Source organism: Rhizobium sp. WW_1 (assembly GCF_003610155.1).
Taxonomy (GTDB): domain Bacteria; phylum Pseudomonadota; class Alphaproteobacteria; order Rhizobiales; family Rhizobiaceae; genus Rhizobium; species Rhizobium tropici_A.
In genome coordinates this window covers 1-23,559 of record NZ_RAIN01000008.1, presented here as the reverse complement: position 1 = coordinate 23,559, position 23,559 = coordinate 1, and the positions used below count along the sequence as shown (strand labels likewise).

Sequence of the window (23,559 nt, the reverse complement as noted above, 5' to 3'; positions counted from 1 at the left end):
TTTCCTCCGACATCGCGGCAAGGATCTGCCCATGTATAGCTATATCGGAAAGAGGCTGCTCGTCGCGATACCGACGCTGCTGATCATTTCGATCTTCGTCTTCTCGCTGCAGAAGCTCCTGCCGGGCGATCCGGTGCTTGCCATGGCCGGCGAGGAACGCGCCCCGCAGGTCCTTGAACTGCTTCGCGAGAAATACCGTCTGAACGATCCGGTCGTCTACCAATACGGCTATTGGCTGCAGGGCGTCGCCAGGGGCGATCTCGGCGTCTCGCTGCGCACCAATCAGCCGGTCCTGACGCTCGTTGCCGAAAAGCTGCCTGTGACCATCCAGCTTGCGGTCATGTCGATGATCTTCGCCTTCGCCATCGGCATTCCCATGGGCATACTCGCAGCGGTGAAGAAGAACACCTTCATCGACTTTTTCGCCAATATCGTCGCCCTATGCGGGCTGTCGGTGCCGAACTTCTGGCTCGGAATCATGCTGATCCTGCTGGTCTCGGTAAAACTGCACTGGCTTCCCGCTTCCGGCTATCAGCCATTCTTCGAAGATCCGTGGCGGTCGATCCAGACGATGCTGATGCCCTCCTTCGTGCTTGGGAACGCGCTGGCGGCAACGCTCATGCGCCACACGCGTTCTTCAATGCTTAGCGTGCTCAGCAGCGATTATATCCGCACCGCCCGCGCCAAGGGCCTGCCGGAGACCGCGGTCGTCCTGCAGCATAGCTTCCGCAACGCCATCCTGCCCGTCGTCACCGTCAGCGCCCTGCTTTTCGGCGAACTGCTGGCCGGGGCCGTGCTGACCGAGCAGATTTTCACCATCCCCGGCTTCGGCAAACTGATCGTCGATGCGGTCTTCAACCGGGATTACGCGGTCGTCCAGGGCGTGGTGCTCTGCACCGCCGTCGGCTTCATCGCCATGAACCTCATTGCCGATATTCTGTACGTTCTCCTCAATCCCCGCATGAGGGCAGCCCTATGAGCACGATCGTTCAGGCGACTGCCGCAAACGCTTCAGCAAAACGCGCGCCCAATCGCGCTTGGCGCAAGCTTAAGGCCAACAAGGGGGCGCTGGTCGGGCTTGCCATCATCCTGTTCTTCGCAGCGCTCGCGCTGCTCGCCCCGCTGCTGCCGATCCCCGATCCGGTCGCCACCAGTTGGTCGGCAATCCGCAAGGCGCCGTCGGCCGCCCATTGGCTCGGCACCGACGATCTCGGCCGGGACATCCTCTCCCGCATGATCTGGGGGGCGCAGGCATCTTTGATGGCCGGCATCTTCTCAGTCGCCATTGCCGTCGCGATCGGCGTACCCTTCGGCCTGATCTCCGGCTACTATGGCGGCTGGATCGACCAGATCATCTCCCGCATCACCGAAGCCTTTCTGGCGATGCCTTTCCTCATCACCGCCATTGCGCTTGCCGCCTTCCTCGGCCCGAGCCTCACCAATGCGATGATCGCCATCGGCTTGTCGGCAACGCCGGTCTTCGTGCGGTTGACGCGCGGCCAGGTGCTAGCGGTCAAGACGGAGGATTATGTCGAGGGTGCCCGGTCGATCGGCCTGCGTCATTCAAGCATCATCACCCGCTACATCCTGCCGAATGTGCTTGCCCCTATCCTCGTACAGGCAACTCTCACCATCGCGACCGCGATCATCGCGGAAGCGAGCCTCTCCTTCCTCGGCCTCGGCCAGCAGCCGCCCGCCCCCAGCTGGGGCTCGATGCTCAATGTCGCCAAGAATTATCTCGAACAGGCGCCCTGGATGGCCATGTGGCCGGGCGCCGCCATTTTTCTCGTCGTGATCGGCTTCAATCTCCTCGGCGACGGCCTGCGCGATGCGCTCGACCCGCGCGAAGCATGAACAAACTGAAAGGATGCCCCCCAATGACCGCATTCACCACCCGCCCGGAAATCCTCGGCACCTTCGGCGTTGTCACATCGACGCACTGGATCGCGTCCGCCGTCGGCATGAGCATTCTCGAAAAGGGCGGCAATGCCTTCGACGCCGCCGTTGCGACCGGTTTCGTACTGCAGATCGTCGAGCCGCATCTTTGCGGGCCGGGCGGCGATATGCCCGCCATCCTCTATTCGAAGAAGAAAGACAAGGTCGAGGTCATCTGTGCCCAGGCACCGGCACCGGCCGGCGCGACGATCGAGCATTATACGCGCGAGGGATTGAAGCTGATTCCCGGCGATGGCCTGCTTGCAACCGTCATTCCCGGCGCCTTCGACGGCTGGATGCTGATGCTGCGTGACTATGGTCGGCTGACGGTCCGCGACGTGCTCGAACCGGCGATCCACTATGCCGAAAAGGGACATCCCGTCCTGCCCCGCGTTTCCGCGACCATTGCGGGACTTGCCGATTTCTACCGCAAGGAATGGCCGACCTCCTACGAGACCTGGCTTCCGGGCGGCGCGGCTCCCGAACCCTGGTCCAACTTCAAGAACCCGGTTCTTGCCGAAACCTGGAAGCGGGTCGTTGCCGAAGCCGAAAGCAAGAGCGATCGGGAAGCGCAGATCGAAGCGGCGCGTGATGCTTTTTATCGCGGCTTCGTCGCCGAAGCGATCGACGCCTTTGTCCGCAAGACCGAGGTGATGGATGCGAGCGGCGCGCGCCACAAGGGCGTGCTGACGGCCGACGACATGGCCAACTGGCAGGCGACGATCGAGGCGCCGCTGACCTATGACTATCACAACGGCTGGACGGTCGCCAAGATCGGCCCCTGGGGTCAGGGTCCGGTCTTCCTGCAGGCGCTATCGCTGCTCAAGGGATTCGACATTGCCGGCATGGACCCGGCAGGGGTAGACTTCGTCCATACCGTGACCGAAGCCATGAAACTCGCCTTTGCCGATCGCGAGCTCTATTACAGCGATCCGAATTTCACGCGGGTTCCGATCGAAACCCTGCTGTCGGATGCCTACGCCGACGAGCGTCGCAAGCTGATCTCGCCCGAAGCGTCACTCGTCTTGCGCCCGGGCAGACTCAGCGGCTTCGAAGACCAGTACGATCTCACCATGCAGATGCTCGATGCGCCGGGAGCCAAGGGCGGCGCAGTCTACGAGCCGACAATGTCGCATCTGACCGAGAAGCGCGGCGATACCGTGCATGTCGACGTCATCGATCGCGAGGGCAACATGGTGTCGGTGACACCATCAGGCGGCTGGCTGCAATCTTCACCGATTATTCCCGGCCTCGGTTTCTGCCTGAATTCCCGCGCTCAGATGTTCTGGCTACAGCCGGGCTTGCCCTGTTCACTTGCCCCAGGCAAGCGGCCACGCACGACGCTGACCCCGACGATGGCGCTGCATGAGGGACGCCCGACGCTTGCCTTCGGCACGCCCGGCGGCGATCAGCAGGAGCAATGGCAGCTCTCCTTCTTCCTGCGCTATGTCCATCACCGGCTCAACCTGCAGGAAGCGATCGACAAGCCTCTGTTCCACAGCACGCATTTCCCAAGCTCCTTCTACCCCCGCACGCGCGAGCCGGGCGGTCTGACGGCAGAGGCGAATTTCGGTGCTGACGTGCTTGAAGCACTTCGCAAGAAGGGCCACCGATTGACCGTCGCGCCGGAATGGACGGTAGGACGGCTGACCGCAGCAAGGCGCGATGCCGACGGCCTCCTGCATGCTGCCGCGACACCGCGCCTGATGCAAGCCTACGCCGTCGGCCGATAGAAGCTCCGCAATCATTACGACGGGCTTCCGCCAAAGCCCGGGCAAAGCGCAAGATCATGAATGGGGAACCGATGACGACCAACGCCGCACAGACGATCGATCCGAGCAAGCAGCCTGTCCTGTCCGTCTCCGATCTGACCACCTCGTTTCTCGTCGATGGCGAGTGGCGCACGGTCGTTAAGGACATCTCCTTCGACGTCATGCCGGGAGAAACGGTCGCCATCGTCGGCGAAAGCGGTTCGGGCAAGAGCGTGACCTCGCTCTCGATCATGCGGCTGCTCGCCAGGGCCAGCAGCCGCATCGAAGGCTCTATAAGGCTCAACGGCCGCGATCTCCTCTCATTGCCGGAGGCCGAGATGCGCAAGGTACGCGGCAAGGACGTCGCGATGATCTTCCAGGAGCCGATGACATCCCTCAATCCGATCTTCACCATCGGCCGGCAGATTTCCGAGGCGCTGACCTGCCATGGCAATATCTCCAATGCGCAAGCGAAGGCTGAAACGATCCGCCTTCTGGAAAAAGTGCGCATCCCCAACGCATCCTCGCGCTTTGACGAATATCCGCACCAGTTTTCCGGCGGCATGCGCCAGCGCGTCATGATCGCCATGGCGCTTGCCAGCCGCCCGAAGCTGCTGATCGCCGACGAGCCGACGACCGCGCTCGACGTAACGATCCAGGGGCAGATCCTCGACCTCATCAAGGTGCTGCAGGAAGAAGAAGGCATGTCCGTCCTCTTCATCACCCACGACATGGGCGTCGTCGCCGAAATCTCCGATCGCACCATCGTCATGTATCGCGGCGAGGCGGTGGAAACAGGCAAGACCGACGATATCTTCCATCGCGGCCAGCACCCCTATACCCGGGCATTGCTGTCGGCGGTCCCGCGCCTCGGCTCGATGAAGGATCAACGGCAACCGCTGCGCTTCCCGATCGTCGATGCAAGCACCGGCGAGCTCAGCGAACCCAAGGCACTCGCGGACACCGTCGATCACGGCAGGACCCCGGTGCTTGAGGTAAAGAACCTCGTCACCCGTTTCGAGCTCCACGGCGGCCTGTTCGCTCGCCCGACCGGCGCCATTCATGCGGTCGAAAACGTCTCATTCGATCTTGCCCAAGGCGAGACCTTGTCGCTGGTTGGAGAATCCGGCTGCGGCAAATCGACGACCGGGCGCTCCATCATGCGCCTCATCAACCCCAAATCCGGCGAGGTTCGCCTCGACGGCTATGACGTGATGAAGCTTGGGGCGGTCGATCTGCGCCGGATGCGGCGCAGTATCCAGATGATCTTCCAGGACCCGTTTGCGAGCCTCAACCCGCGCATGACGATCGGCGCTGCCGTTGCAGAACCTTTCATCGAGCATCGCCTGGGCACCCGCTCCGAGGCCCGCGAAAAGGCGGCCGATCTGCTGGAGCGCGTCGGCCTGAAAGCGGATATGATGAGCCGCTATCCGCATGAATTCTCGGGCGGCCAGCGCCAGCGCATCTGTATCGCCCGCGCGCTCGCGCTCGATCCGAAGGTGATTGTTGCCGATGAAAGCGTCTCGGCGCTCGATGTGTCCATCAAGGCGCAGGTCTGCAATCTGTTGATGGATCTGCAGCAGAGCCTCAATCTCTCCTATCTCTTCATCTCGCACGACATGGCCGTGGTCGAGCGCGTCAGCCATCGCGTCGCCGTCATGTATCTCGGCGAAATCGTCGAAATCGGCCCGCGCGCCTCCGTGTTCGAAAATCCGCAGCACGCCTATACGAAGAAGCTGATGGCGGCCGTTCCGGTGCCTGACCCATCGCGGCGCGGCATCCGGCGCAACCTCGCCGTCGATGAGTTGAAGAGCCCGGTGCGGCCGGTCGGATATCAACCACCGGCCCAACACTACCGCGAAGTGTCCAGCGGCCATCTGGTGCGGATGGAAGAGGCCGCTTGAGCCGGATTCTGGCCTTGACGTCACCGAAATCAAGGCAAATATCGGCATTCTGTTTTCCATGTGATCTGGAGTTGAATGAAATGACCGATAGCGTGCTCGACATTCCGGTAAAGAGGATCGACGGCAGCGATACGACGCTTGCCGACTATCGCGGCAAGGTCATCATGGTCGTCAACGTCGCATCCAAATGCGGCCTGACGGTGCAGTATGCGGGATTGGAAAAGCTCTATGAGGCGAAGCGCGACGAAGGTCTTGTCATCGCCGGGTTCCCTGCCAATGACTTCAAGGGGCAGGAACCGGGCAGCGACAAGGAGATCCTGGATTTCTGCACGCTGACCTACGATGTGCAGTTTCCCATGTTCTCAAAGATCGCTGTGACAGGCGAAGAGCGCCATCCGCTCTATGACAATCTCATCGCCTCGGGCGTCGAGACGACCGGAGACGGCCCGATGCGGGTTCGCCTGGCCGAACGTGGCCTGCATACCGGCGACAATGGCGGCATTGTCTGGAATTTCGAAAAATTCCTGATCGGTCGTGACGGCAAGGTTGCAGCCCGCTTCGCTCCCGACGTAACGGCCGACGATCCGCGCCTGCTTTCGGTTCTGGAAAAGGAGCTGGCGCGCCTTGCCTGAGGCGTCCAGCAGCTTGTGAACTTCTAAAATAGCGTATTACATCAATAGGTTGCGCCTGCCTTCAGGGTCGCGATGAACCTGTTCAGCCGGATGGCGTAATTGCCTGCCCCCCGGCCCGGGAGTATCTTTCTCCCATCCGAATACATCGTGACGGAACGCTGCATCAATTCTGATGGGAGGATGTCATGCGCGAACCTGATATGCAGAAACTCGATAACCTTGTCGGGCGCCTGGTCGGCGATCTCGGCGCGGCGGTCTCAGGTGTACTGGTGACGCTCGGGGACCATTTGGGCCTGTTCAAGGCCATGGCCGATGGAACGCCGATGACCTCGGCGGAACTTGCCGATAAGGTCGGCGTCAAGGAGCGCTATGTGCGCGAATGGCTGTCCGCCCAGGCGGCGGCCGACTATGTCAGCTATGACGACGACACCGAGCGCTTCTACCTGACACCGGAACAGGCAATGGTGTTTGCGGAGGAAAACAGCCCGGCCTTCTTCACTGGCGCCTTCGATGTCGTTCAATCCATGTGGCTTGACGAGCCAAAGATCGCCAATGCCTTTAGGACCGGCAGCGGCGTCGGCTGGCATGAACACAGCGCCTGCCTGTTCCGCGGCACGGAGCGGTTCTTCCGACCGGGCTACAACAGCCACCTCATTTCGGAATGGATACCGGCGATCGACGGCTTGAAGGAGAAGCTTGAGGCTGGCGCGATCGTCGCCGATGTCGGCTGTGGCCATGGCGCTTCGACCATTCTGTTGGCGGAAGCCTATCCGAACTCGACCTTCTTCGGCTTTGATTATCATCTCCCGTCCATTGAACGGGCGAAGGCTGCGGCCGCGGAAGCAGGCGTTGCGGGCCGCATCACGTTCGAGCAGGCAAGTGCCAAGGATTTCCCGCCTGCCGACTACGATCTCGTGGCAATGTTCGATTGCCTGCACGACATGGGCGATCCGGTCGGCGCCGGCAAACATGTCAAGGAAACCCTCGCCGATGACGGCACCTGGATGATTGTCGAGCCCTTTGCGCATGATTGCCTGAAGGACAATCTCAACCCGGTCGGCCGCGTCTTCTACGGCGCATCGACGATGATCTGCACGCCGGCCTCGCTGTCCCAGGAAGTCGGGCTCGGCCTGGGTGCGCAAGCCGGCGAGTTGAAACTGCGCAAGGTCGCCATGGATGCGGGCTATTCGCACTTCCGCAAGGCGACCGAAACGCCATTCAACATGGTTTTCGAAGTCAGGGCATGAAAATTGCGCCGCGCGCTTGGTCCGGCGCGCGACAACCTATCTCACAGACGCTGCCCGTCCTCGCCGAACAACGATGCGAGCGCCGGCTGAAAATAGACCGGCTGCTCGCTGTTGAGCGCGACATCCTCGTCGGCATCGATACGCACAGACATCGTCTCCTTGCCGACCTGGCCCCAGATCAAATTGTCCGAGCCCATGGGCTCGACAATGGTAAAAGTGGCCGGCAGGCTGGAAGCGCGATCGCTGGCGGGCTGGAACTGCATCTGTTCCGGCCGCACCCCGAGCGTTGCCTTGCGGCCGTCTCCGGGCGTGCCTGAGAATTCGTAGCCGTTGAGATCGATCTTGCGGCCATCGGGCAGTGTGAAAGCCGGTACGCCGCCGTTGCTCGTTACCTGCCCAGACAGGAAGTTCATTGAAGGCGAGCCGACGAAACCCGCCACGAAACGATTGACCGGGCGGCGATAAATCTCCTTCGGCGAGGCGAATTGCTGGATGACGCCGCCGCTCATGACGGCAATGCGATCGGCCAGCGTCAGCGCTTCGATCTGATCGTGCGTCACATAGATCATCGTCGAGCCGAGGCCGCTATGCAGGCGCTTCAGCTCGACGCGCAGCTCGGTCCTGAGCTTGGCGTCGAGATTGGAGAGCGGCTCGTCGAACAGGAAGACATCGACATCGCGCACCAGGGCACGGCCGATCGCGACGCGCTGGCGCTGGCCACCGGAGAGCTCTCCCGGTCGGCGCTTGCGCAAGGGGTCGATCTGCAGGATCTGCACGGCGCGGTTGACGCGTTCGGCAATCTCCTCCTTCGCCATGCCGGCGATGCGCAGACCGAAGGAGAGATTTCCTTCTACCGTCATCGTCGGATAGAGCGCATAGGATTGGAAGACCATGCCGATGCCGCGGTCCTTCGGCTCCTCCCAGGTGACGTTCTTGTCGCCGATCCAGATCTGGCCATCGGTGATATCGGTCAACCCGGCGATCGCGTTGAGGAGGGTCGACTTGCCGCAGCCGGACGGGCCGAGCAGGACGATGAACTCGCCGGACTTCACCTCGAGATTGAGCGATTTCAGGACACTGACGCTGCCGAAATCGATCGCAAGTTCGCGAATGGAAACATTGGCCATGAGCTATCCCTTGACTGCGCCGGCGGTGATGCCGCGCACGAACCAGCGACCCGAACCGAAATAGACGATCAGCGGAACCAGGGCGGTGAGAATGGTTGCCGCCATGTTGACGTTGTAAAGCTTCTCCCCTTGGGTGGAGTTGACGATATTGTTGAGCTGCACCGTCATGGGAAAATTTTCCCGGCCGGCGAAAACGACGCCAAACAGGAAGTCGTTCCAGATGCCGGTCACCTGCAGGATCGACGCCACCACAAGGATCGGGATCGACATCGGGATCATCAGCAGGAAGAAGATCTGCCAAAGCCCCGCCCCGTCGATGCGGGCCGCCTTGAACAGTTCCATCGGCAGGCTCGAATAATAGTTCCGGAACAGCAGCGTCAGGACAGGCAGGCCGAAGACCGTGTGGGTGATGATGATGCAGGGCAGCGTCGAATAGATGCCGATATCGCGATAGATCAGCACCAGCGGATAGATGAACACCTGATAGGGGATGAAGGCGCCGAGCAGAAGGACGGCGAACAGCACATTTGCCCCTTTGACCCGCCAGAAGGACAGCGCATAGCCAGTCAGCGACGAGATCAGGATCGACAGGATCATGCTCGGGATCAGGATCTTCACCGAATTCCAGAATCCGACGCTGATGCCGCCGCATTCGAGCCCGGTGCAGGCCGAGCTCCAGGCCTGCACCCAGGCATCGGCCGACCACATCTGCGGGAAGGCGAAGATATTGCCCTGCCGTATCTCCGGCATGGATTTGAACGAGGTGACGAGCATCACGTAGAGCGGCAGCAGGAAGAACAGTGCCGCTATGATAAGAAAGAGATAAAGCCCGATGCGGCCAGGGGTCAGATGCTGCGGCTTGCGCCCGGTTGGCCCCTGCATGGCACTAGTGACGGAAGATGGCGTCGTCATCAGTTCCCCCTCGGCTTTTCGCGAAAATATTCAAAATAGAGCCAGGGCGTCACAACGATGACCACGGTGACGAACATGACCGTGGATGCCCCGGTCGCAAGGCCGATATTGCCGCGCCCAAAGAGGTAATCCATGATGAATTTCCCGGGCACTTCGGTCGATATGCCGGGGCCGCCGCCCGTTGTCGCGAGCACCAGTTCATAGACCCTGACGACGGCGATCGCCAGAAGAACGCTGGCGGTGATGATGGTTGGCCTCAGGATCGGAATGACGATGTGAAGATAGACCCGCCAGCTGGGGATACCGTCGATGCGCGTCGCCTTCCAAAGCTCGCGGTCGATGCCGCGCAGTCCCGCCAGCATGATCGCCATGACAAGGCCGGTAGACTGCCAGATGCCGGCAAGAACGATGACATAAAGCGCCAGATCGCTCTGGACGATCCAGTCGAAGCGGAACCAGGTAAAGCCGATGCTGTCAGCGACCTTCTGCAGACCGAGCGTCGGATTCATGATCCACTGCCAGACAAGCCCGGTCACGATGAAGGACATCGCGAAAGGATAGAGAAAGATCGTGCGAAAGGTGTTTTCGAAGCGGACTTTCTGATCGAGCGCGACGGCGAGAAGAAAGCCGAGGATCAGGCAGCCTGCAATGAAGAGCACGCCGAAGACCACGACATTCTGCAACGAAATCAGCCAGCGCGCGGTGTCGAACAATCGTTCATATTGTTTGGTGCCGACAAAGATATTGACCGGCAGAACCTTGCTGTCCGTGAACGATATCCAGATATTCCAGACGACCGTGACGACATAGGCCAAAAGCACGATCACAAAGGCCGGCAACAACGCCAGATAGGGTGAGAAATGCATCCGCTTGCGGGTTGCACCCCTGGGGGCAACAGTCGCGCCGACAGCGGCGGCGCTCGTTTCGGGTGTGCTCATAGGCGCGCTCCTCCTCAGCATTCATGAGAACCGGCGGCAGGCGAACCTGCCGCCGCATGGATGTCGATTGAAGCTTATTTCGCCTGATCGATGACCTTGGCGAACTGATCGGCGAACTGATCGGCGGTCATGCTGGGGGTGGTCCAATACTGGGCGATAAGATCGCCTTCCGTCTGGACGACGTCCTGCGGCGTCAAGACGTCGGAGGTCAGAATCTGGCGGCTCGGGTCCTTGAGTGCGGTGAGGCCCTTCTGCGCGCAGGCATCGAGTTTCGACGTATCGACGTCGAGACGCACGGGCACCGAGCCCTTCTTGGAGTTGAAGGCGATCTGCCCTTCCTTGGACATGATGACTGTTGCCAACAGGGTCTGGGCGTCGGTGGCCGTCTTGTCCTTCAGGACCGGGAAGACGAAGATGTCGCCGCCCATCATGAAGTTGGATTCGCCCGGCCCGAGGATGCAGCCGAAATCCTTATCGGCGACGAGGCCGGCATGGATGAATTCGCCCTTGGCCCAATCACCCATGAACTGGATGCCGGCCTTGCCGTCGATCAGCATGCCGGTTGCAACGTTCCAGTCGCGGTTCGGACTGCCCGGGTCCTGATAGTTGCGCAGCTTGGCGAAGACCTCGGCGACGTGTTTGAACTTGTCGGACTTGACGGCGTCGGTGTCGAGATCCTTCCAGACCTTGCCGTAGAGATCCTTGCCGCCCTCACCGAGAAGGATGGCATTGAACATCAACTGCAGCTGCCAGGGCTGGCCGCCGACGGCAACGGGTATCAGGCCGGCGGCCTTGATCTTGTCGAGCGCGGCAAACATCTCATCCCAGGTCTTCGGCTCCTCGGTCACGCCTGCCTTGGCGAAGACGGGCTTGGAGTAGAACAGCCAGTTCTGGCCGTGGTCGTTGATCGGCGCGCCATAGATATGGCCCTGAAACTGAATGGCCTGGTAGAAGGCCGGAGTCAGTACCGATTTCCAATCCTGCTCCTTGGCGAGATCGTCGAGCGGTCGCAGCAGGCCCTGCTGGGCCAGCTCGTTCATCTGCGTACCTGTATTGAACTGCATGGCTGTCGGTGGGTTGCCGCCGATGATGCGGTTGATGCCGATCGGACGCGCAGTCGAACCGGAACCGGCAATCGCGGTATCCACCCACTCGCCGCCGGCGGCGTTGAAGGCCTTGGCCAGTTCCTTCACGGCGGCGGATTCACCGCCGGACGTCCACCAATGCAGGACTTCGGCTTTCTTGCCTTCGGCCAGAGCGCCTGTCACGCTCGCCGCGACCAGCGCCGTGGCGCCGACGAATGCCATCATCAATTTGCGCATGCGTTCCTCCTCCTTTGACGGCGTTCTCCAACGCCTGTGTTCAGCCGCCGCCGTCTCCAGACATCGGATGCCGAATCCATGGTCCTCCAAAACCGTGCAACAGAGCCTCCGTTCCCTGCAGCAGACGCAATGCTTCCTCAGGCACTGCCCCTTCGTCAAGCCCGCAGTCCAAAAGGACTGCATTTTCCTGTTACCGCCAGCGCGGCTTATGAGAAACGTCCCTCATTTGCCGTGCGTGGTATCGGATCGGGACGACCGCAACTGCTGTGGATTGCAACCACGCCGCGCGACTGGGCCGAGCGTTCGAATGCCGTCATGACCTCGAGGGCATGGAAGGCCAGCTCCGACGAGACCCGCTGCGGTCGCCCCGAACGCAGGGAATCCACCATTTCGGCCGCACCCAGGCCGCGCAGGCCGAGATGACCCGGCACACCCTCCGTATAGGGATGATCGACCGCAATCTCCCTCCAGGCATCGTCGCCATCGCGGAATATCTCGACCTTACCGCTGAAATTGTTGGGGTCGGGCGTCACCATGCTGCCTTCGGAACCGTAAAGCTCGATCTGATTGTGCTTGTGCCTGATGACGTCGAAGCTGGTGGCGATGGTGACGGTCGCGCCGCTGTGGAATTCCATAACCCCGGTCAGATGCGTCGGCACCAGTACCTTGATCGTCTCGCCGCGATGCGGATCGGTCTTCACCTGACGCTCGATGCGGGTGACCTTCGCGGTCCCGAACACTTCGCGCACGGGACCGAGCAGCGCAATGAGGTTCGTGACGTAATAGGGGCCGACATCCAGCATCGGGCCGCCGCCACGGCCATAGAAGAAGCCAGGATTCGGATGCCAGTGCTCATGACCGGGCAGGAGCAGCATGGCGGTAGCCGAAATCGTCTTGCCGATGCGACCTTCGTCAAGCAGACGTCGCGTCAACTGATGACCGCCGCCGAGGAACGTATCGGGGGCGCAGCCGAGCCGCAGCCCGGCCGCCCGCGCGATCGACATCAGTTCCTCCGCCTCGACCATCGAGACGCCAAGCGGCTTTTCCGAATAGACGTGCTTGCCGGCAAGCAGTGCCCTCTTGCTGATGGCATGATGCGAAACCGGCGTCGTCAGGTTGATGATGAGGCCGATCTGCGGATCGGCAAGCATGGCATCGAGCGCCACGGTTTCGACACCGAACTGCTCCGCGAGTTTCCGTGCCGAGGCGTCATGGAGATCGTGGATCGACTTCACACGGATGAAATCGAACATGTGCAGGGTTGCGACATAGGTGGCGCTGATATTGCCGGCGCCGACGATGCCGACTTTCATGGGCTCGTTGCTCATTGGGTTACCTCTCAGGAAATGCTGATATCAAGCTCGGCGGCGGCGGCGCGCAGATAGCTCATGCCGCGTCGCATCTCGTCGTCGAATTCCGGTGTCGCTTCGCGAAAATGCGTCCAATGCGATGCGCCCGGCGCATCTTCCAGCTCCAGCGTGATGGGTCCGGAATAGCCGATCGCCTTGAGTGCCGCGAAGATCGCCTTCCAGTCGATCTTGCCGCGGCCCGGCCGCCAGTGGGCGTTGGTATGGCCCTCATTGTCGGAGAAGTGCGTGTTGAAGATGCGGTCGCCGAGCGCCAGGACGACATAATGCGGCATGTCACCGGCCGGAAAGAGGTGGCTCGGATCGAAATTCAGACCGAGATTGGATGCACCCGTGCGCTCGATCAGCCGCAGCATGCCCTGGCCGGAACTGACCCAACGATAGGGATGCGGCTCGATCGCAACCTTGAGACCCGCCGACGCCGCAATCTCGCAAGCCCTGGCGAAACCATCAACCACGGCATCATATTCGCCCTCCCAATCCCATTGCGGCTCGACCGCGGCACCCCATTCCTGCGAAATCGGCCGCTGCAGGATCGGCCTGACCTCGGACTGAAACGGATAGGGCGTCATGCTGGTGACGATCGGCGTCTCGATCGCGGCGGCGACCTCCATTCCACGCCTGTACCCGTCGAGATCGACGGTGGATACTTTGGCACCGAGCGCGCGGCTGAACGGCAGGTTGAAGAAGAAGTTGGTGAGAACCAGTCCCTCGCCGTCGGCAATCGTCTTCAGTTCGCGAATGGTCTCCGGCGTATAATAAGCAAGCATATCCACCGACCAGGCGGTCAGCTCGAAACCCTGGCAGCCTGTACGCGCAAGCCGCCTGAGCGGTGCCTGGTAGGGCGGGTTCCAGTTGAAGGTCCAAATTGGCGATCCGAAAAAAAGTAAACCGTTGCTCACGACATCCTCACTGGAATGCGGCCCTGCCCACAGCATGGCCCTCGCGCTTACATCACCCCCTAAGGGTCTCTTTCGTCATAAATTGACGATTTGTAACGTTACGATTCCCAGAAAGCGCGATGCTGTCAACTGGCTATTTAAAGGGAGCTTCTACGGATTCCATGGCCGCATACGCAAATTCGTAACGTTACGAATACGTTCGGAGGCTCTGCTCATGCTGCAAATTTCAGCATCTTTCAACCGGGAAGTAGCTGGCTCTGGTGATCCACGAACTCGGCGCGAACGACGTCTCGCAGATCGGCCGGGTTTTCGCCGGCGATCGCCCGATGCAGAAAGGCAGCCAATCGCTCGCCTATGGCATGGTTCGAGTAGTAAAAAGTACTGAGCGGCGGATTGAAGAAATCGGGGAGCGCCGTACCGCCATAGGTGATCAGGGCGAAATCCTTGCCGACCTGGCGTCCGACATCACGGAGGCCCGCAAGAAATCCGAGCGCTGCCTCTTCGCTTGCCACAAAGGCGGCAGTCGCCTCCGGATGCGATGCCGCAACGCGTTTGGCCATCTCGCGCCCATTGTCGGGCGTCACTGCCGTAAAATGGATGAAGCTGTCCGGGACACGGAAATCGCGCTCGACAAAAGTCCTGCGCCAACCGCGAACGAACTGCAGGCTATAGGTGAATTGGCTGCTAGGGGCGATCAGCAACGGCATAGCGTGGCCTGCATCCAGCAACAGGCGCGCGGCTGCCGCGCCGATGACCTCATGATCGAGATCGATGCTCGGATGAGCGCTCAAGAGCTCCGTGCGGCCGAAGGTGACGAAGGGCATCCCGACCTCGAGCAGATATTTGACGCGATCATCCTGCGGGGTCGTATGCGTGATGATGACGCCATCGACCGAGCCTTCCTCGACAATGTCGCGTACCGTCGCGAGCGGATCGTCTGCCTGCAATTGCGGCACGATCGTAGTTCGATACCCGCGCGCCTTCATAAAGCGAGAGGCACCTTCGATCAGCGAGGCAACGACGATATTCATCTCACCTTCGCGCCCGAAAGGCAGCACGATGCCGATGGCGTGGGTCTTGCCAGTGCGAAGGTTGATGCCGCCGAGATTGGGCCGATAGCCGAGCTCCCGGGCAACGCGCTTGACCAGCTCGATCGTCTCCCGATTGACCTCGGGGCCTTCCTTCAGAGCGCGGCTGACTGTCGTGACGGACAGGCCGAGCGCCGTCGCAACGGTTCGCAGGGTCACGCGCTGGCCCACCTCACGCCGCAAGCCGCGCCCTACAGTCAATCCATGCACCTTCGACAAATTATTCCGCTCCGACGTATCAGCCTGAGAATGCCCGCAGCCACGCGACGATGCAAGCACGGGCTGCAGGCAAAATGGGAGGGCTAGATGCCCATTGGACGCCGCTTCGATACCGGTTACGCGGGATCAGAATTGTGCCCTTAGGCACAAATATTCACACGGCATTCAGGAAGGCAATTTTAAGGTGTGTCTCGCCTATTATTCCATCAATGGGGGAAATTCATGGACAAATATACCAAGACCGTATTGGCCGTCATCGCCTTTGCACTGGTGCTGATCGCAACGCAAAATGTAATCACGCCTGCTAAAGCCCGCGGTGAGGACTGCGGCTGGAACCAGTACAATCCCTGCTACGTGAAGCTCGTACCCTGACACGGTTCGTCGCCTGTCGCCCAAGCTGGCTCGCGGGAGCCTTGGGATCTATCGCTCTGATCGATATCAGTCGTTCCGACGCAGTTAAACGACATCGCAGATAGCGCATTGGCATGTCCGGAGATGCTTCCGGACATGCCTCTGAACCAATCAATTTTGATCGGCGATCTTTCGCGCGGCCTGAATAGCCGACCGGGCTCCCGCACGCAGTTGCGCCGTTTCCGTACCCGCGATGACGAGATCAAGACCGAGCTTCAGATATTCTCCGGCGCGGGCGCCATCGCCGCCAAAGGCGCATATCACCTTGCCGTGAGCGCGGCAGCGCGCAAGCGCGGTTGCAAGCGCCTGATCGATCGCGGGGCTGTCAGGCGCAAGGCGGGCGCCGTTCGAAAGCGCGATGGAAAGATCGGACGGACCGACAAAGATGCCGTCGATACCATCGACAGCAAGGATCTCGTCGATCGCGTCGAGGGCGGTTCGGGTTTCCACCATGGCAATGGTGACGGTCAGGCTGTTGGCGGTTTGCAGATAATCTTCGGCTGGCAGGCCAAAATGATTGATCGCCAGCGACGGCCCCCAGCTGCGCTCGCCGAGCGGCGGATACTTTGTTGCCTTCACGAGCGCACGGGCGTCATCAGCGGAATTGATCATCGGAGCGATGATGGCGGAAGCACCGGCGTCCAGAAGCCGCGAGGCGGAAGCGAAATCGCCGACCGGAATGCGGGCGATCGGCGGCTTGCCGGCCAGCCGCACATAGGCGATACCATTGGCGGCCGACGTCAGGTCCCACATGCCATGCTGCATATCGAGCACAACGGTATCAAAGTCTTCCTGTGCCAGATGGTTGACGAGCATCGGGTCGGGTATGCCGACCCAGCCGGAGATCATGCCGCCGTTCTCGCGGCGCTTCAGGCGTCCGGCAAAACCGTTAATATCAGTCGTCATCGTCTTTCCTCACCTATCAACAACAGGCCTTGCTTTCAAAGGCAGCCTCACCGCCAAATCGCGGCGAGCCGTTGCAAGCGACAATACTCAATTCTCACTGCCGAACCACTCGAAAGTGCACATTCGGCAGATACAAATCGACGCGACGCAGCATCGCGTGATCTTGCTTGCCGCACTCAAAGATGATCTCGAATCTGCCAGAGGAACATGACAGATATGCAGATATCGTGATCGGTTGGCCAGTTCACTCCGTCGACAAGACGACGGGATTTGGACAGTCAACGCGCCGCGAAGCGCTGCTTGGCAAAGTCTGTAACCGGCGTGTAGAGGCTGACGAGCGTTCCCTCGGGATCACGGATCTGCGCCGCCCGATTGCCCCATGGCATCAGCTTCGGCTCGTGCACGATCTCTGCTCTGTCCCTCCTGCAGACAGGAAATACAAAGGCAAAGTCTTCTGACCGCAAGCTTTGACAAATAATATCAGAGAGATAACTACATTTCCCGGAGCTACTCTATCGCTCGTTTCCGGTTAAGATACCACTGGGATACCACCAAAATTCCGTCGACTGCGTAGCGCAATTTATTCGACTTCGCTAATGTAATCTCGCATTATTGGTAATATTCGCTGAGAAAGCGCCACCGTCCGCTGATTCTCCTAGCCCCGAAAGGTTCTAGATGCTTAGTCCCGGCGTTTTATGGAGTGGATTGAAGGTGAAGCATTCAGGCGGCAAAGTCCCTTGTAAGCCATATACCGGTTATCGCCTTTGATTCCCTCTACTCTCTGTTGGGACGAACTACGTTCTGCCATCCGCGACAGCTTCCTTCACGCGCCGCCAGTTGCTCTCCGATTGATGAAGCTGAGAAGCAGCACGGCAAAGATCAGGGTCCCCGTCCCGACCTGTTGCCAATAGAAATTCAGATCGGTCAGCGGTAGCCCATTGGCCACGATGCTGAGCAACAGCACGCCGAAGACGGTGCCGCCGACGTTCGGCCGCCGGAGTGGGCTGAGCGTCGTGCCAATGAAGGTTGCACCGATGGCATTCAGCAGAAATGCATTGCCCGAAGACGGGATATAGACGGTGACGGTCGAAGTCAGGATCAGGCCGGCGACGGCTGCAATCAAACCGACGAGCACGAAGGTGGCCGCTATATAGGCGGAAGCCGCGATGCCGGAGTAGCGCACGACGCCCGGCTGGATGCCGATCGACAGGACAACGCGGCCGAACCGCGCGCGGGCAAAGACGACCGCGGCAGCCGCGATGATGACGATGGCAGCTGCAAGCGGCACGGGCAGACTTGCGATCGTACCGTGACCAAGGAAACGGAAAGCTTCCGGTACGCCGTTCGGTGGCAGATAGACGGGATGGTCGACAACCCTTGTTACCGCGCTAGTCAGTGAGGTAGAGCGTGTTGCCTCCGAGCAGACAAACTGCTCCCACACACGCAGACCCGATTGCAGGATGCCAGGCGTTTCTAAAATTGACGCCCGGAGCCAGATTGAATTTAGTGGGCCAGGCTCAAACACAGACGGCCATCCATGCAATGGAAGGCTCAATCGCGGATCTTCTGATACGGATCAAGCTGGACGATCCTAGAAGTATTGCACGACGCCTTACCGAATGGTGGGATCACCAGGTCGTCTATTCTCTTTGTGGCAAGAGGCTTCAATTCATCTCACGAAAGGTGAAGGGCCCTACAACCGCCATGCGTCTTGAAACGCACGGCAATCACTCCCCCACCGCATCAACGCATTGGAGTTCGAGAGTATGGTGATATTGCTTACCAATCACTCCGACTATTGCGCGGGCTTTAAGTTCTGTTGTTGGTCTTGTTGCTGCTTCAGTTTCCTTGCGGCGACTTGCTTCTTGTGCATTTCGTGTCCGGCAATGCAGCCGCCGACAGCACCGAGCACAGCATGGTGTCCGGCATAATGTCCGGCGACTGCACCAGCTGCGCCGCCACTGATGCAACCGACGGCGTGAGCTTCAGAACTCACGCCTAAAAGTGCCAGCAGCCCCGCTGTGATCATGACTTTCTTCATCGTTGTTCCTCGTCGGTTGTGAACCCTATGCTGAGTTTATGCATCATGGAGATGAAATACGACTTGAATGAGGTGGCTTCTTGACGGAGGTACTCCGAATTTGCGTTCATCCCGATCTGCCCGGATCTTGAAAGGATGCAAATAGCGACAGGAGAGCGGTATGAAGAAATTCCAGAATTATGTCGCAAGTGGCACCAGAACTACAAAAGTAAGAACGCTGCCCGCAATCATCGACCAGGTTCATTGCCGGGCTTCTTAGTCGACGCTGACGAAATGGCACGGCCTCGACGGCGCCTTCGCCTCCCCGGCCCTGAAAGTGCCCATACGGCTGGAGATCCGTTCCGCGCCACGACACGTCGTCGCAAGAACAAGACGGCGCTACCGGCCGACATCATTGGCCCCGCCGGCCACTTGCCGCAGCGGCAGCCTGCGCGACCCGGTGAGCCCGATGGTCGCCTTCGGCGCAGATGGACTGCGTCGCAGTGAGATGGCGTCGTTGCGGCGCGAGAAGATCAGTGAGGAAGAATCTTCATACCTAAGGACGGGACGACAATGCCATCGATCTTGATCGATCTCGGCCGCACAAAAACCGGCGACGGTGGTCGCGACGAAATCGTTTAGGCCGCGAGATAGACAACGGAAATGCGGGCGACGGACCTTCACCGACAGGCTGCCCGAGATTGCTGCACCATATGTGCGACGAGGATGGCTGAGATTGTGGGCTTGGTTGGCCACAAGATGGGCGGTCGTCCGGGAGAGCACTTGATGCATCGGCTCGGCATGCCGGTCAGCGACGACACGATCTTGCAGCAATTGAAGCGCAGTAATCCGGCGTCCATACAAAAGGACACTATTCAGGTTGTGGACATTGATGATTGGAGTTGGCGGCATTCCTCACGGTACAGGACGATCATGGTCGATCTTGAGCGCCATTCGGTCGTCGATGTTCTGGAGGGTCGCAGCGTCGAGAGCACAAAAGCGTGGTTGCAAGAGCGTCCGACGATCGAGATCGTGAGCCGAGATCGCTGTGGATTGTATGCCCAGGCAGCCCGGGAGGGCACACCGCAGGCCTGGCAAGTGACTGACCGTTTTCATCTGGTGCAAAATCTCAGGGAGGCAATCAAGGAGCAGATGAGCGTTTACGGCCACGCGAATGTTCGACCCATTCTCTCCGAAGATGCTATCGCCAGCGCCAGGTCACAACAGCGCCGCGCCCGCTTGGCGCACAGGCAATCTCGTCAGGAAATATTCGACACACCTCAAGCATTGCGGCAGCAGGGCCTCACCTACAGCGAGATCGCAAGGCGAACAGGATACGAGCGCCGTAGCATCGCGAATTGGCTTACGTCCAATGCACATCGAGACAGAAACCGGGTATCGCTGAACTCGACATCGCCATTGTATTTTGAAGCTTTCCTGGCTGAATGCTGGAAAAATGGAAATCGGGTTGGTCGCCATCTGATTTACGATATCTGTCGGCGCACTATCGTCTGATCCGGACGGCCACATCTCACCAGATCGCAATTGGGATTAGCGATCGGTCTCAGTTTCACCGGCTTCAAAATGGAAAGAACTGCGTCAAAACCTTACGAATTGACGGATTTCAAGCGCCTGTCATCAGCCCACATATTTTCAAAGCCTGCTAGCAGGCCTTTCAATTCGGGCTCTTGAACCTGCAATGCCGCGTCGATCGGCGATAGCCAGATCAAAGTCCGCTGGCCGATTTCGGGAAAGTTGTTACAGGCCTCCTTGACCTCAAGAACATGGACCTCAACGACCGATGGGATCGTTCGGTCGTCAGCAAGCCGCTTCAAATAGGTATAATATCCATAAGGCTTCTTCTTCGCCCTACCTTTGATGCCAGCTTCCTCCCATGCCTCTCGTTCCGCGACTTCATGGGGCTTTAGTCCTTTGATCGGCCAGCCTTTGGGGATGGTCCAGCGATGCGTCTCGCGTGTGGTAATCAACAGAATCTCGACCTGTCCCACGTCGGAGGCGCGGAAGCAGAGCGCGCCAACCTGTGCAGCGGACCCGCCATGCAGCATCGACTCTGTGTGAAGAGCAAGGCGCGCAAGGTGAGGCTTTTGACTGGCCATTGAACCTCTGGAGATCTCGCATCACTATATTAGCAGATCCGATTCGAGCCAAGACTTCGAGCATCGAGGGTGCTGCAGGGAACTGGGGCAATACAATCGGCTCGCAAGCCAATAGGTCCGGCAATGCTGCCGTCGCTCTAAAGGCAGATTGGGAAGAGCTTTGATATAAATTCAGTGATTTACAAGATTGATCAGCAGCAAACGACCCGCTGTTGCTTAGGTGGTAGAGGGGAGGAACAAGCCGGGAAATCTCGGTCAAAATTGCGGAGTTTTCAGAAAGCTGAGCTGCGTGATCTCTTGCAAATTTTTCGATTAGCTGGAAATTCTAAGAGAGCGCACTGCGGCTTTCCGCATCCGATGTGATGGCGGTTTGCCATCCACGTTGTCAAACTTCAAATTCCGGGCCTTTAACCAGGACATGATCAAATCCGAGCTTATCGAACTGATTTCGAGCCGCAGGCCCTTTCTGCATCTCAACGATGCGGAAAAGATTGTCGATGCAATCCTGGAGGAAATGTCTGAAGCCCTGATGCGCGGCGACAGGGTTGAGCTGCGAGGATTCGGTGCGTTCAGTATCCGCCATCGCCCACCAAAATCAGGCAGAAACCCCAAAACGAACACCTCGATTTTCATCGAACAAAAGTGGGTTCCGTTTTTCAAGGCAGGAAAAGAAATGCAAGAGCGCCTGAACGCTGCACGCAAGTTTGATGCGAGTAGGCCAAGTCCTGCTGACTGACCGCGACACGAAAACCAATATGGGTAACTAAATGGCAACAGGCAAGGTCAAGTGGTTCGACGCGAGCAAGGGCTATGGCTTCATAAGGCCTGACGACGGCAGCCCAGATGTTTTCGTGCATCTCAGTGAAGTGCTGAAGGTGAAGCTCCCTCATCTGCGGCCAGATGTGCCTATTGCCTATACTCTCGAGGTTGAAGGCGGCAAAAGGTCGGCAAAGGAGCTATCGCCAGCGAGTGCCAGCGCCACTTCAACACCCCTCAGCGGAATGAGGGATGATCCACTCACAGATTTCACAGACGAATTCGAAAAAGAACGGGGACTAAGGCAAGCCTGAAGCCAGCTTAGTTTATTCCGGGTTTCCAAATCTGAGTGTCGCCCTACCCTTTCGCCCACGAGGTAAAATCGATGGGATCCTATTCGTCTGAATTTGTGAGAGGTGCCGAGGCGCTTGACGCTCTTTCGTTTCGAAGGGCTGGCCAGTGCGGTGCGATCTGCTGGCGTATCGGTACAGACGGAGACATCGAAGTGCTGCTCATTTCGAGTGGCGACACAGACCATTGGGCCATCCCTAAAGGCGATATCCGCAAACACGAGCTGCTATACCGGTGCGCCCAACGACATGCACTGGAGAAAGCAGGTGTTACGGGTCGCATCAGCAAGACGCCGCTCGGCCATTATACCTATCGTAAGAGCTCGCCCTGGAGCCCGCTGACAGTATTGGTTCATCTGCTATTCGTCGAAAGCGAGTCCGGGAGCTTTCGGCCGGAAGGTAAGAGACAATGTCTCTGGCTGCCAGCAAAGGATGCCTCGACCCATATCCGACAATCTGAATTGCGCGAACTGATCGGACTGCTTGCCGACGCGGACGCGCCCAGATTCGTTGCAACAATCAAGAAAACGTTATCAAGGTCAAAAGCAACCACGCGACCTAGTGACTTGCTCTAACAAAGCCGGTGCGCCCCCCTCATATGTCAGACGCCTTCACTTCCTTCGGCGCGCTTGCTTGTCCAGAGGCTTAAAATTGACCAGCAAGGATTTTAGTTCGATTTCGCGAACACGGCGAGCCGCCTCGTCAGGGCTAACCCAGTCGAGCCGACGCTGACCCTGTTCCTTGAAGGCAGCCTTGACCTCCCTCACCTCAATCTGGAACATCTCGACGACACAAGGGACGACTTTACCGTCGTCAAGTTCCTTCAGATATGTGTAGCGGCCGACGGGCATCTTTGCCACCTTGCCGCGAACACCAGCCTCCTCGCAGGCTTCGATCGCTGCAGCCTCATGGGGCGCCTTGCCTTTCATTGGCCAGCCCTTTGGAATGATCCACCGCCCGCTCTCACGCGAGGTAATCACGAGGATCTCGATCGCATGGCCATCATCGGCGTAGCGAAAGCAAAGTGCGCCATATTGGTTCCTGAATGCGTTCGCAAACAGCTTTTCCGGCGTACGCGCGAGCTGTTTCAGCAGGTGCTTTGAGTTGGAGGGTGTAGGCTTCTTGCCATCTTTCTGTGACGTCATGATCCATTTAGAGTGTCAGATTGTTTTCGTAATCTCAATCGCAGAGCGATCTTGAATTAAAGCCATGAGCGCCGATACGGTGACAGGCTGTCGGATCTAAGCCTTCTCCATCGGGGCGCGACGCATGTGCAGGTCTTCCGTGCCTCCGAAATTCTCCCCCCAACCTCTGCTCTTTTACTCAACCTTCCAACGACTTCAATGACGTTGCAGCCTTTACGTTGCATTGTATTTCTGGCACAATTCATTCGCTCAATCGGAGTTGATTGGTCCCATCTTGTGAGCATATTCGACCAGAAGCGTAAAAGCCTTCTCGTCACGCTCGCCTTGCCCCCGGAGGATCCCTCGTCCGGGGCCTTTTCCGAAACAATATGTGTCGCGTTTGAGTGAGAACCACACAATTCAACCGGCCACCCTGCGGGCATCGCAGGCATATGGAGGACCATCATGGCGCTTATTTTCGGCCTCGTCGCTCTGGCCGGCCACATCGCCCTTTTGCTTTGGGGCACGCGC

At 59.1% G+C, this 23,559-nt stretch carries 22 protein-coding genes and 2 pseudogenes; 11 read left to right on the top strand and 13 right to left on the bottom strand.

The genetic code is table 11. The annotated features are described in order from the left end of the window. Nucleotides 1-31: 31 nt before the first annotated feature. The 6 genes from BJ928_RS23140 to BJ928_RS23115 all read left to right on the top strand — a co-directional run bounded on the left by BJ928_RS23140 (nucleotide 32) and on the right by BJ928_RS23115 (nucleotide 7,469). Nucleotides 32-979: an ABC transporter permease gene (locus BJ928_RS23140; protein ID WP_047632417.1), complete on the top strand. Its 948-nt coding sequence runs from the start codon at nucleotides 32-34 to the stop codon at nucleotides 977-979. After that, nucleotides 976-1,854, top strand: a complete 879-nt coding sequence (locus BJ928_RS23135) for an ABC transporter permease (protein WP_047632415.1) — start codon at nucleotides 976-978, stop codon at nucleotides 1,852-1,854. Before BJ928_RS23140 ends, BJ928_RS23135 begins: the two co-directional genes overlap by 4 nt. 23 nt (nucleotides 1,855-1,877) lie before the next feature. Continuing rightward, entirely contained in the window at nucleotides 1,878-3,668 is a 1,791-nt protein-coding gene (locus BJ928_RS23130) for a gamma-glutamyltransferase family protein (RefSeq protein ID WP_047632413.1), read from the top strand. Nucleotides 3,669-3,739: 71 nt separating this feature from the next. Beyond that, the gene (locus tag BJ928_RS23125) at nucleotides 3,740-5,590 is read left to right on the top strand and encodes an ABC transporter ATP-binding protein (RefSeq protein ID WP_047632812.1); all 1,851 of its coding nucleotides are present in this window, start codon (nucleotides 3,740-3,742) and stop codon (nucleotides 5,588-5,590) included. A gap of 80 nt (nucleotides 5,591-5,670) precedes the next feature. Next, a complete protein-coding gene (locus BJ928_RS23120; RefSeq protein ID WP_047632411.1) occupies nucleotides 5,671-6,222 on the top strand; it encodes a glutathione peroxidase in 552 nt (183 codons plus the stop codon). Between the two features lie 185 nt (nucleotides 6,223-6,407). Beyond that, a complete protein-coding gene (locus BJ928_RS23115) occupies nucleotides 6,408-7,469 on the top strand; it encodes a class I SAM-dependent methyltransferase (RefSeq protein ID WP_047632410.1) in 1,062 nt (353 codons plus the stop codon). Between the two features lie 41 nt (nucleotides 7,470-7,510). Here BJ928_RS23115 and BJ928_RS23110 read toward each other — a convergent pair whose 3' ends face one another. From BJ928_RS23110 to BJ928_RS23080, 7 genes are all read right to left on the bottom strand, one after another. Continuing rightward, a complete protein-coding gene (locus BJ928_RS23110) occupies nucleotides 7,511-8,596 on the bottom strand; it encodes an ATP-binding cassette domain-containing protein (RefSeq protein ID WP_047632409.1) in 1,086 nt (361 codons plus the stop codon). A 3-nt stretch (nucleotides 8,597-8,599) separates the two neighbouring features. Beyond that, nucleotides 8,600-9,508 carry a carbohydrate ABC transporter permease gene (locus tag BJ928_RS23105; RefSeq protein WP_047632406.1) on the bottom strand — a complete coding sequence of 303 codons (909 nt, stop codon included), beginning with the start codon at nucleotides 9,506-9,508 and terminating at the stop codon, nucleotides 8,600-8,602. After that, nucleotides 9,508-10,446, bottom strand: coding sequence for a sugar ABC transporter permease (locus BJ928_RS23100; RefSeq protein ID WP_052227746.1), 939 nt, complete (start codon nucleotides 10,444-10,446; stop codon nucleotides 9,508-9,510). Before BJ928_RS23100 ends, BJ928_RS23105 begins: the two co-directional genes overlap by 1 nt. Before the next feature lie 74 nt (nucleotides 10,447-10,520). Then, nucleotides 10,521-11,768 (bottom strand): ABC transporter substrate-binding protein, encoded by a 1,248-nt coding sequence (locus BJ928_RS23095; protein WP_245432502.1) that lies wholly within the window; start codon nucleotides 11,766-11,768, stop codon nucleotides 10,521-10,523. Nucleotides 11,769-11,974: 206 nt separating this feature from the next. Further along, on the bottom strand, nucleotides 11,975-13,096 hold the full coding sequence (locus BJ928_RS23090; protein ID WP_047632403.1) for a Gfo/Idh/MocA family oxidoreductase: 1,122 nt from the start codon (nucleotides 13,094-13,096) through the stop codon (nucleotides 11,975-11,977). An 11-nt stretch (nucleotides 13,097-13,107) separates the two neighbouring features. Then, entirely contained in the window at nucleotides 13,108-14,037 is a 930-nt protein-coding gene (locus BJ928_RS23085; RefSeq protein ID WP_183079447.1) for a sugar phosphate isomerase/epimerase family protein, read from the bottom strand. 236 nt (nucleotides 14,038-14,273) lie between these two features. After that, nucleotides 14,274-15,326: a substrate-binding domain-containing protein gene (locus BJ928_RS23080; protein WP_147413934.1), complete on the bottom strand. Its 1,053-nt coding sequence runs from the start codon at nucleotides 15,324-15,326 to the stop codon at nucleotides 14,274-14,276. 240 nt (nucleotides 15,327-15,566) lie between these two features. Between BJ928_RS23080 and BJ928_RS38875 the strand changes: the two genes are divergently transcribed. Next, nucleotides 15,567-15,716: a hypothetical protein gene (locus BJ928_RS38875; RefSeq protein WP_047632397.1), complete on the top strand. Its 150-nt coding sequence runs from the start codon at nucleotides 15,567-15,569 to the stop codon at nucleotides 15,714-15,716. 150 nt (nucleotides 15,717-15,866) lie between these two features. Here the strand turns inward: BJ928_RS38875 and BJ928_RS23075 are convergent, their stop codons facing one another. From BJ928_RS23075 to BJ928_RS23060, 4 genes and pseudogenes are all read right to left on the bottom strand, one after another. After that, nucleotides 15,867-16,661: an aldolase/citrate lyase family protein gene (locus BJ928_RS23075; protein WP_047632396.1), complete on the bottom strand. Its 795-nt coding sequence runs from the start codon at nucleotides 16,659-16,661 to the stop codon at nucleotides 15,867-15,869. A gap of 278 nt (nucleotides 16,662-16,939) precedes the next feature. Further along, a complete protein-coding gene (locus tag BJ928_RS23070) occupies nucleotides 16,940-17,140 on the bottom strand; it encodes a VOC family protein (RefSeq protein WP_348628250.1) in 201 nt (66 codons plus the stop codon). Nucleotides 17,141-17,484: 344 nt separating this feature from the next. Next, nucleotides 17,485-18,027, bottom strand: a pseudogene (locus BJ928_RS23065) (ABC transporter permease); the annotation flags it as partial. 429 nt (nucleotides 18,028-18,456) lie between these two features. Further along, nucleotides 18,457-18,702 (bottom strand): hypothetical protein, encoded by a 246-nt coding sequence (locus tag BJ928_RS23060; protein ID WP_047637234.1) that lies wholly within the window; start codon nucleotides 18,700-18,702, stop codon nucleotides 18,457-18,459. A gap of 640 nt (nucleotides 18,703-19,342) precedes the next feature. Between BJ928_RS23060 and BJ928_RS23055 the strand changes: the two are divergent. Further along, a pseudogene (locus BJ928_RS23055) lies at nucleotides 19,343-20,184 on the top strand (transposase); the annotation flags it as partial. Nucleotides 20,185-20,288: 104 nt separating this feature from the next. Here the strand turns inward: BJ928_RS23055 and BJ928_RS23050 are convergent. After that, the gene (locus tag BJ928_RS23050) at nucleotides 20,289-20,798 is read right to left on the bottom strand and encodes an NUDIX hydrolase (protein WP_052228098.1); all 510 of its coding nucleotides are present in this window, start codon (nucleotides 20,796-20,798) and stop codon (nucleotides 20,289-20,291) included. Between the two features lie 418 nt (nucleotides 20,799-21,216). On the opposite strand from BJ928_RS23050, the gene BJ928_RS23045 reads away from it, so the two are divergent. From BJ928_RS23045 to BJ928_RS23035, 3 genes are all read left to right on the top strand, one after another. Further along, nucleotides 21,217-21,534: an integration host factor subunit beta gene (locus tag BJ928_RS23045; protein ID WP_047637237.1), complete on the top strand. Its 318-nt coding sequence runs from the start codon at nucleotides 21,217-21,219 to the stop codon at nucleotides 21,532-21,534. Nucleotides 21,535-21,565: 31 nt separating this feature from the next. Then, complete coding sequence (locus tag BJ928_RS23040) at nucleotides 21,566-21,868, top strand: cold shock domain-containing protein (RefSeq protein WP_047637238.1); 303 nt, start codon at nucleotides 21,566-21,568, stop codon at nucleotides 21,866-21,868. Nucleotides 21,869-21,939: 71 nt separating this feature from the next. After that, nucleotides 21,940-22,479, top strand: coding sequence for an NUDIX hydrolase (locus BJ928_RS23035; protein WP_052228099.1), 540 nt, complete (start codon nucleotides 21,940-21,942; stop codon nucleotides 22,477-22,479). Nucleotides 22,480-22,515: 36 nt separating this feature from the next. On the opposite strand, the gene BJ928_RS23030 is transcribed toward BJ928_RS23035, so the two are convergent. Then, nucleotides 22,516-23,049 carry an NUDIX hydrolase gene (locus BJ928_RS23030; protein ID WP_047637240.1) on the bottom strand — a complete coding sequence of 178 codons (534 nt, stop codon included), beginning with the start codon at nucleotides 23,047-23,049 and terminating at the stop codon, nucleotides 22,516-22,518. Nucleotides 23,050-23,559 lie beyond the last annotated feature (510 nt).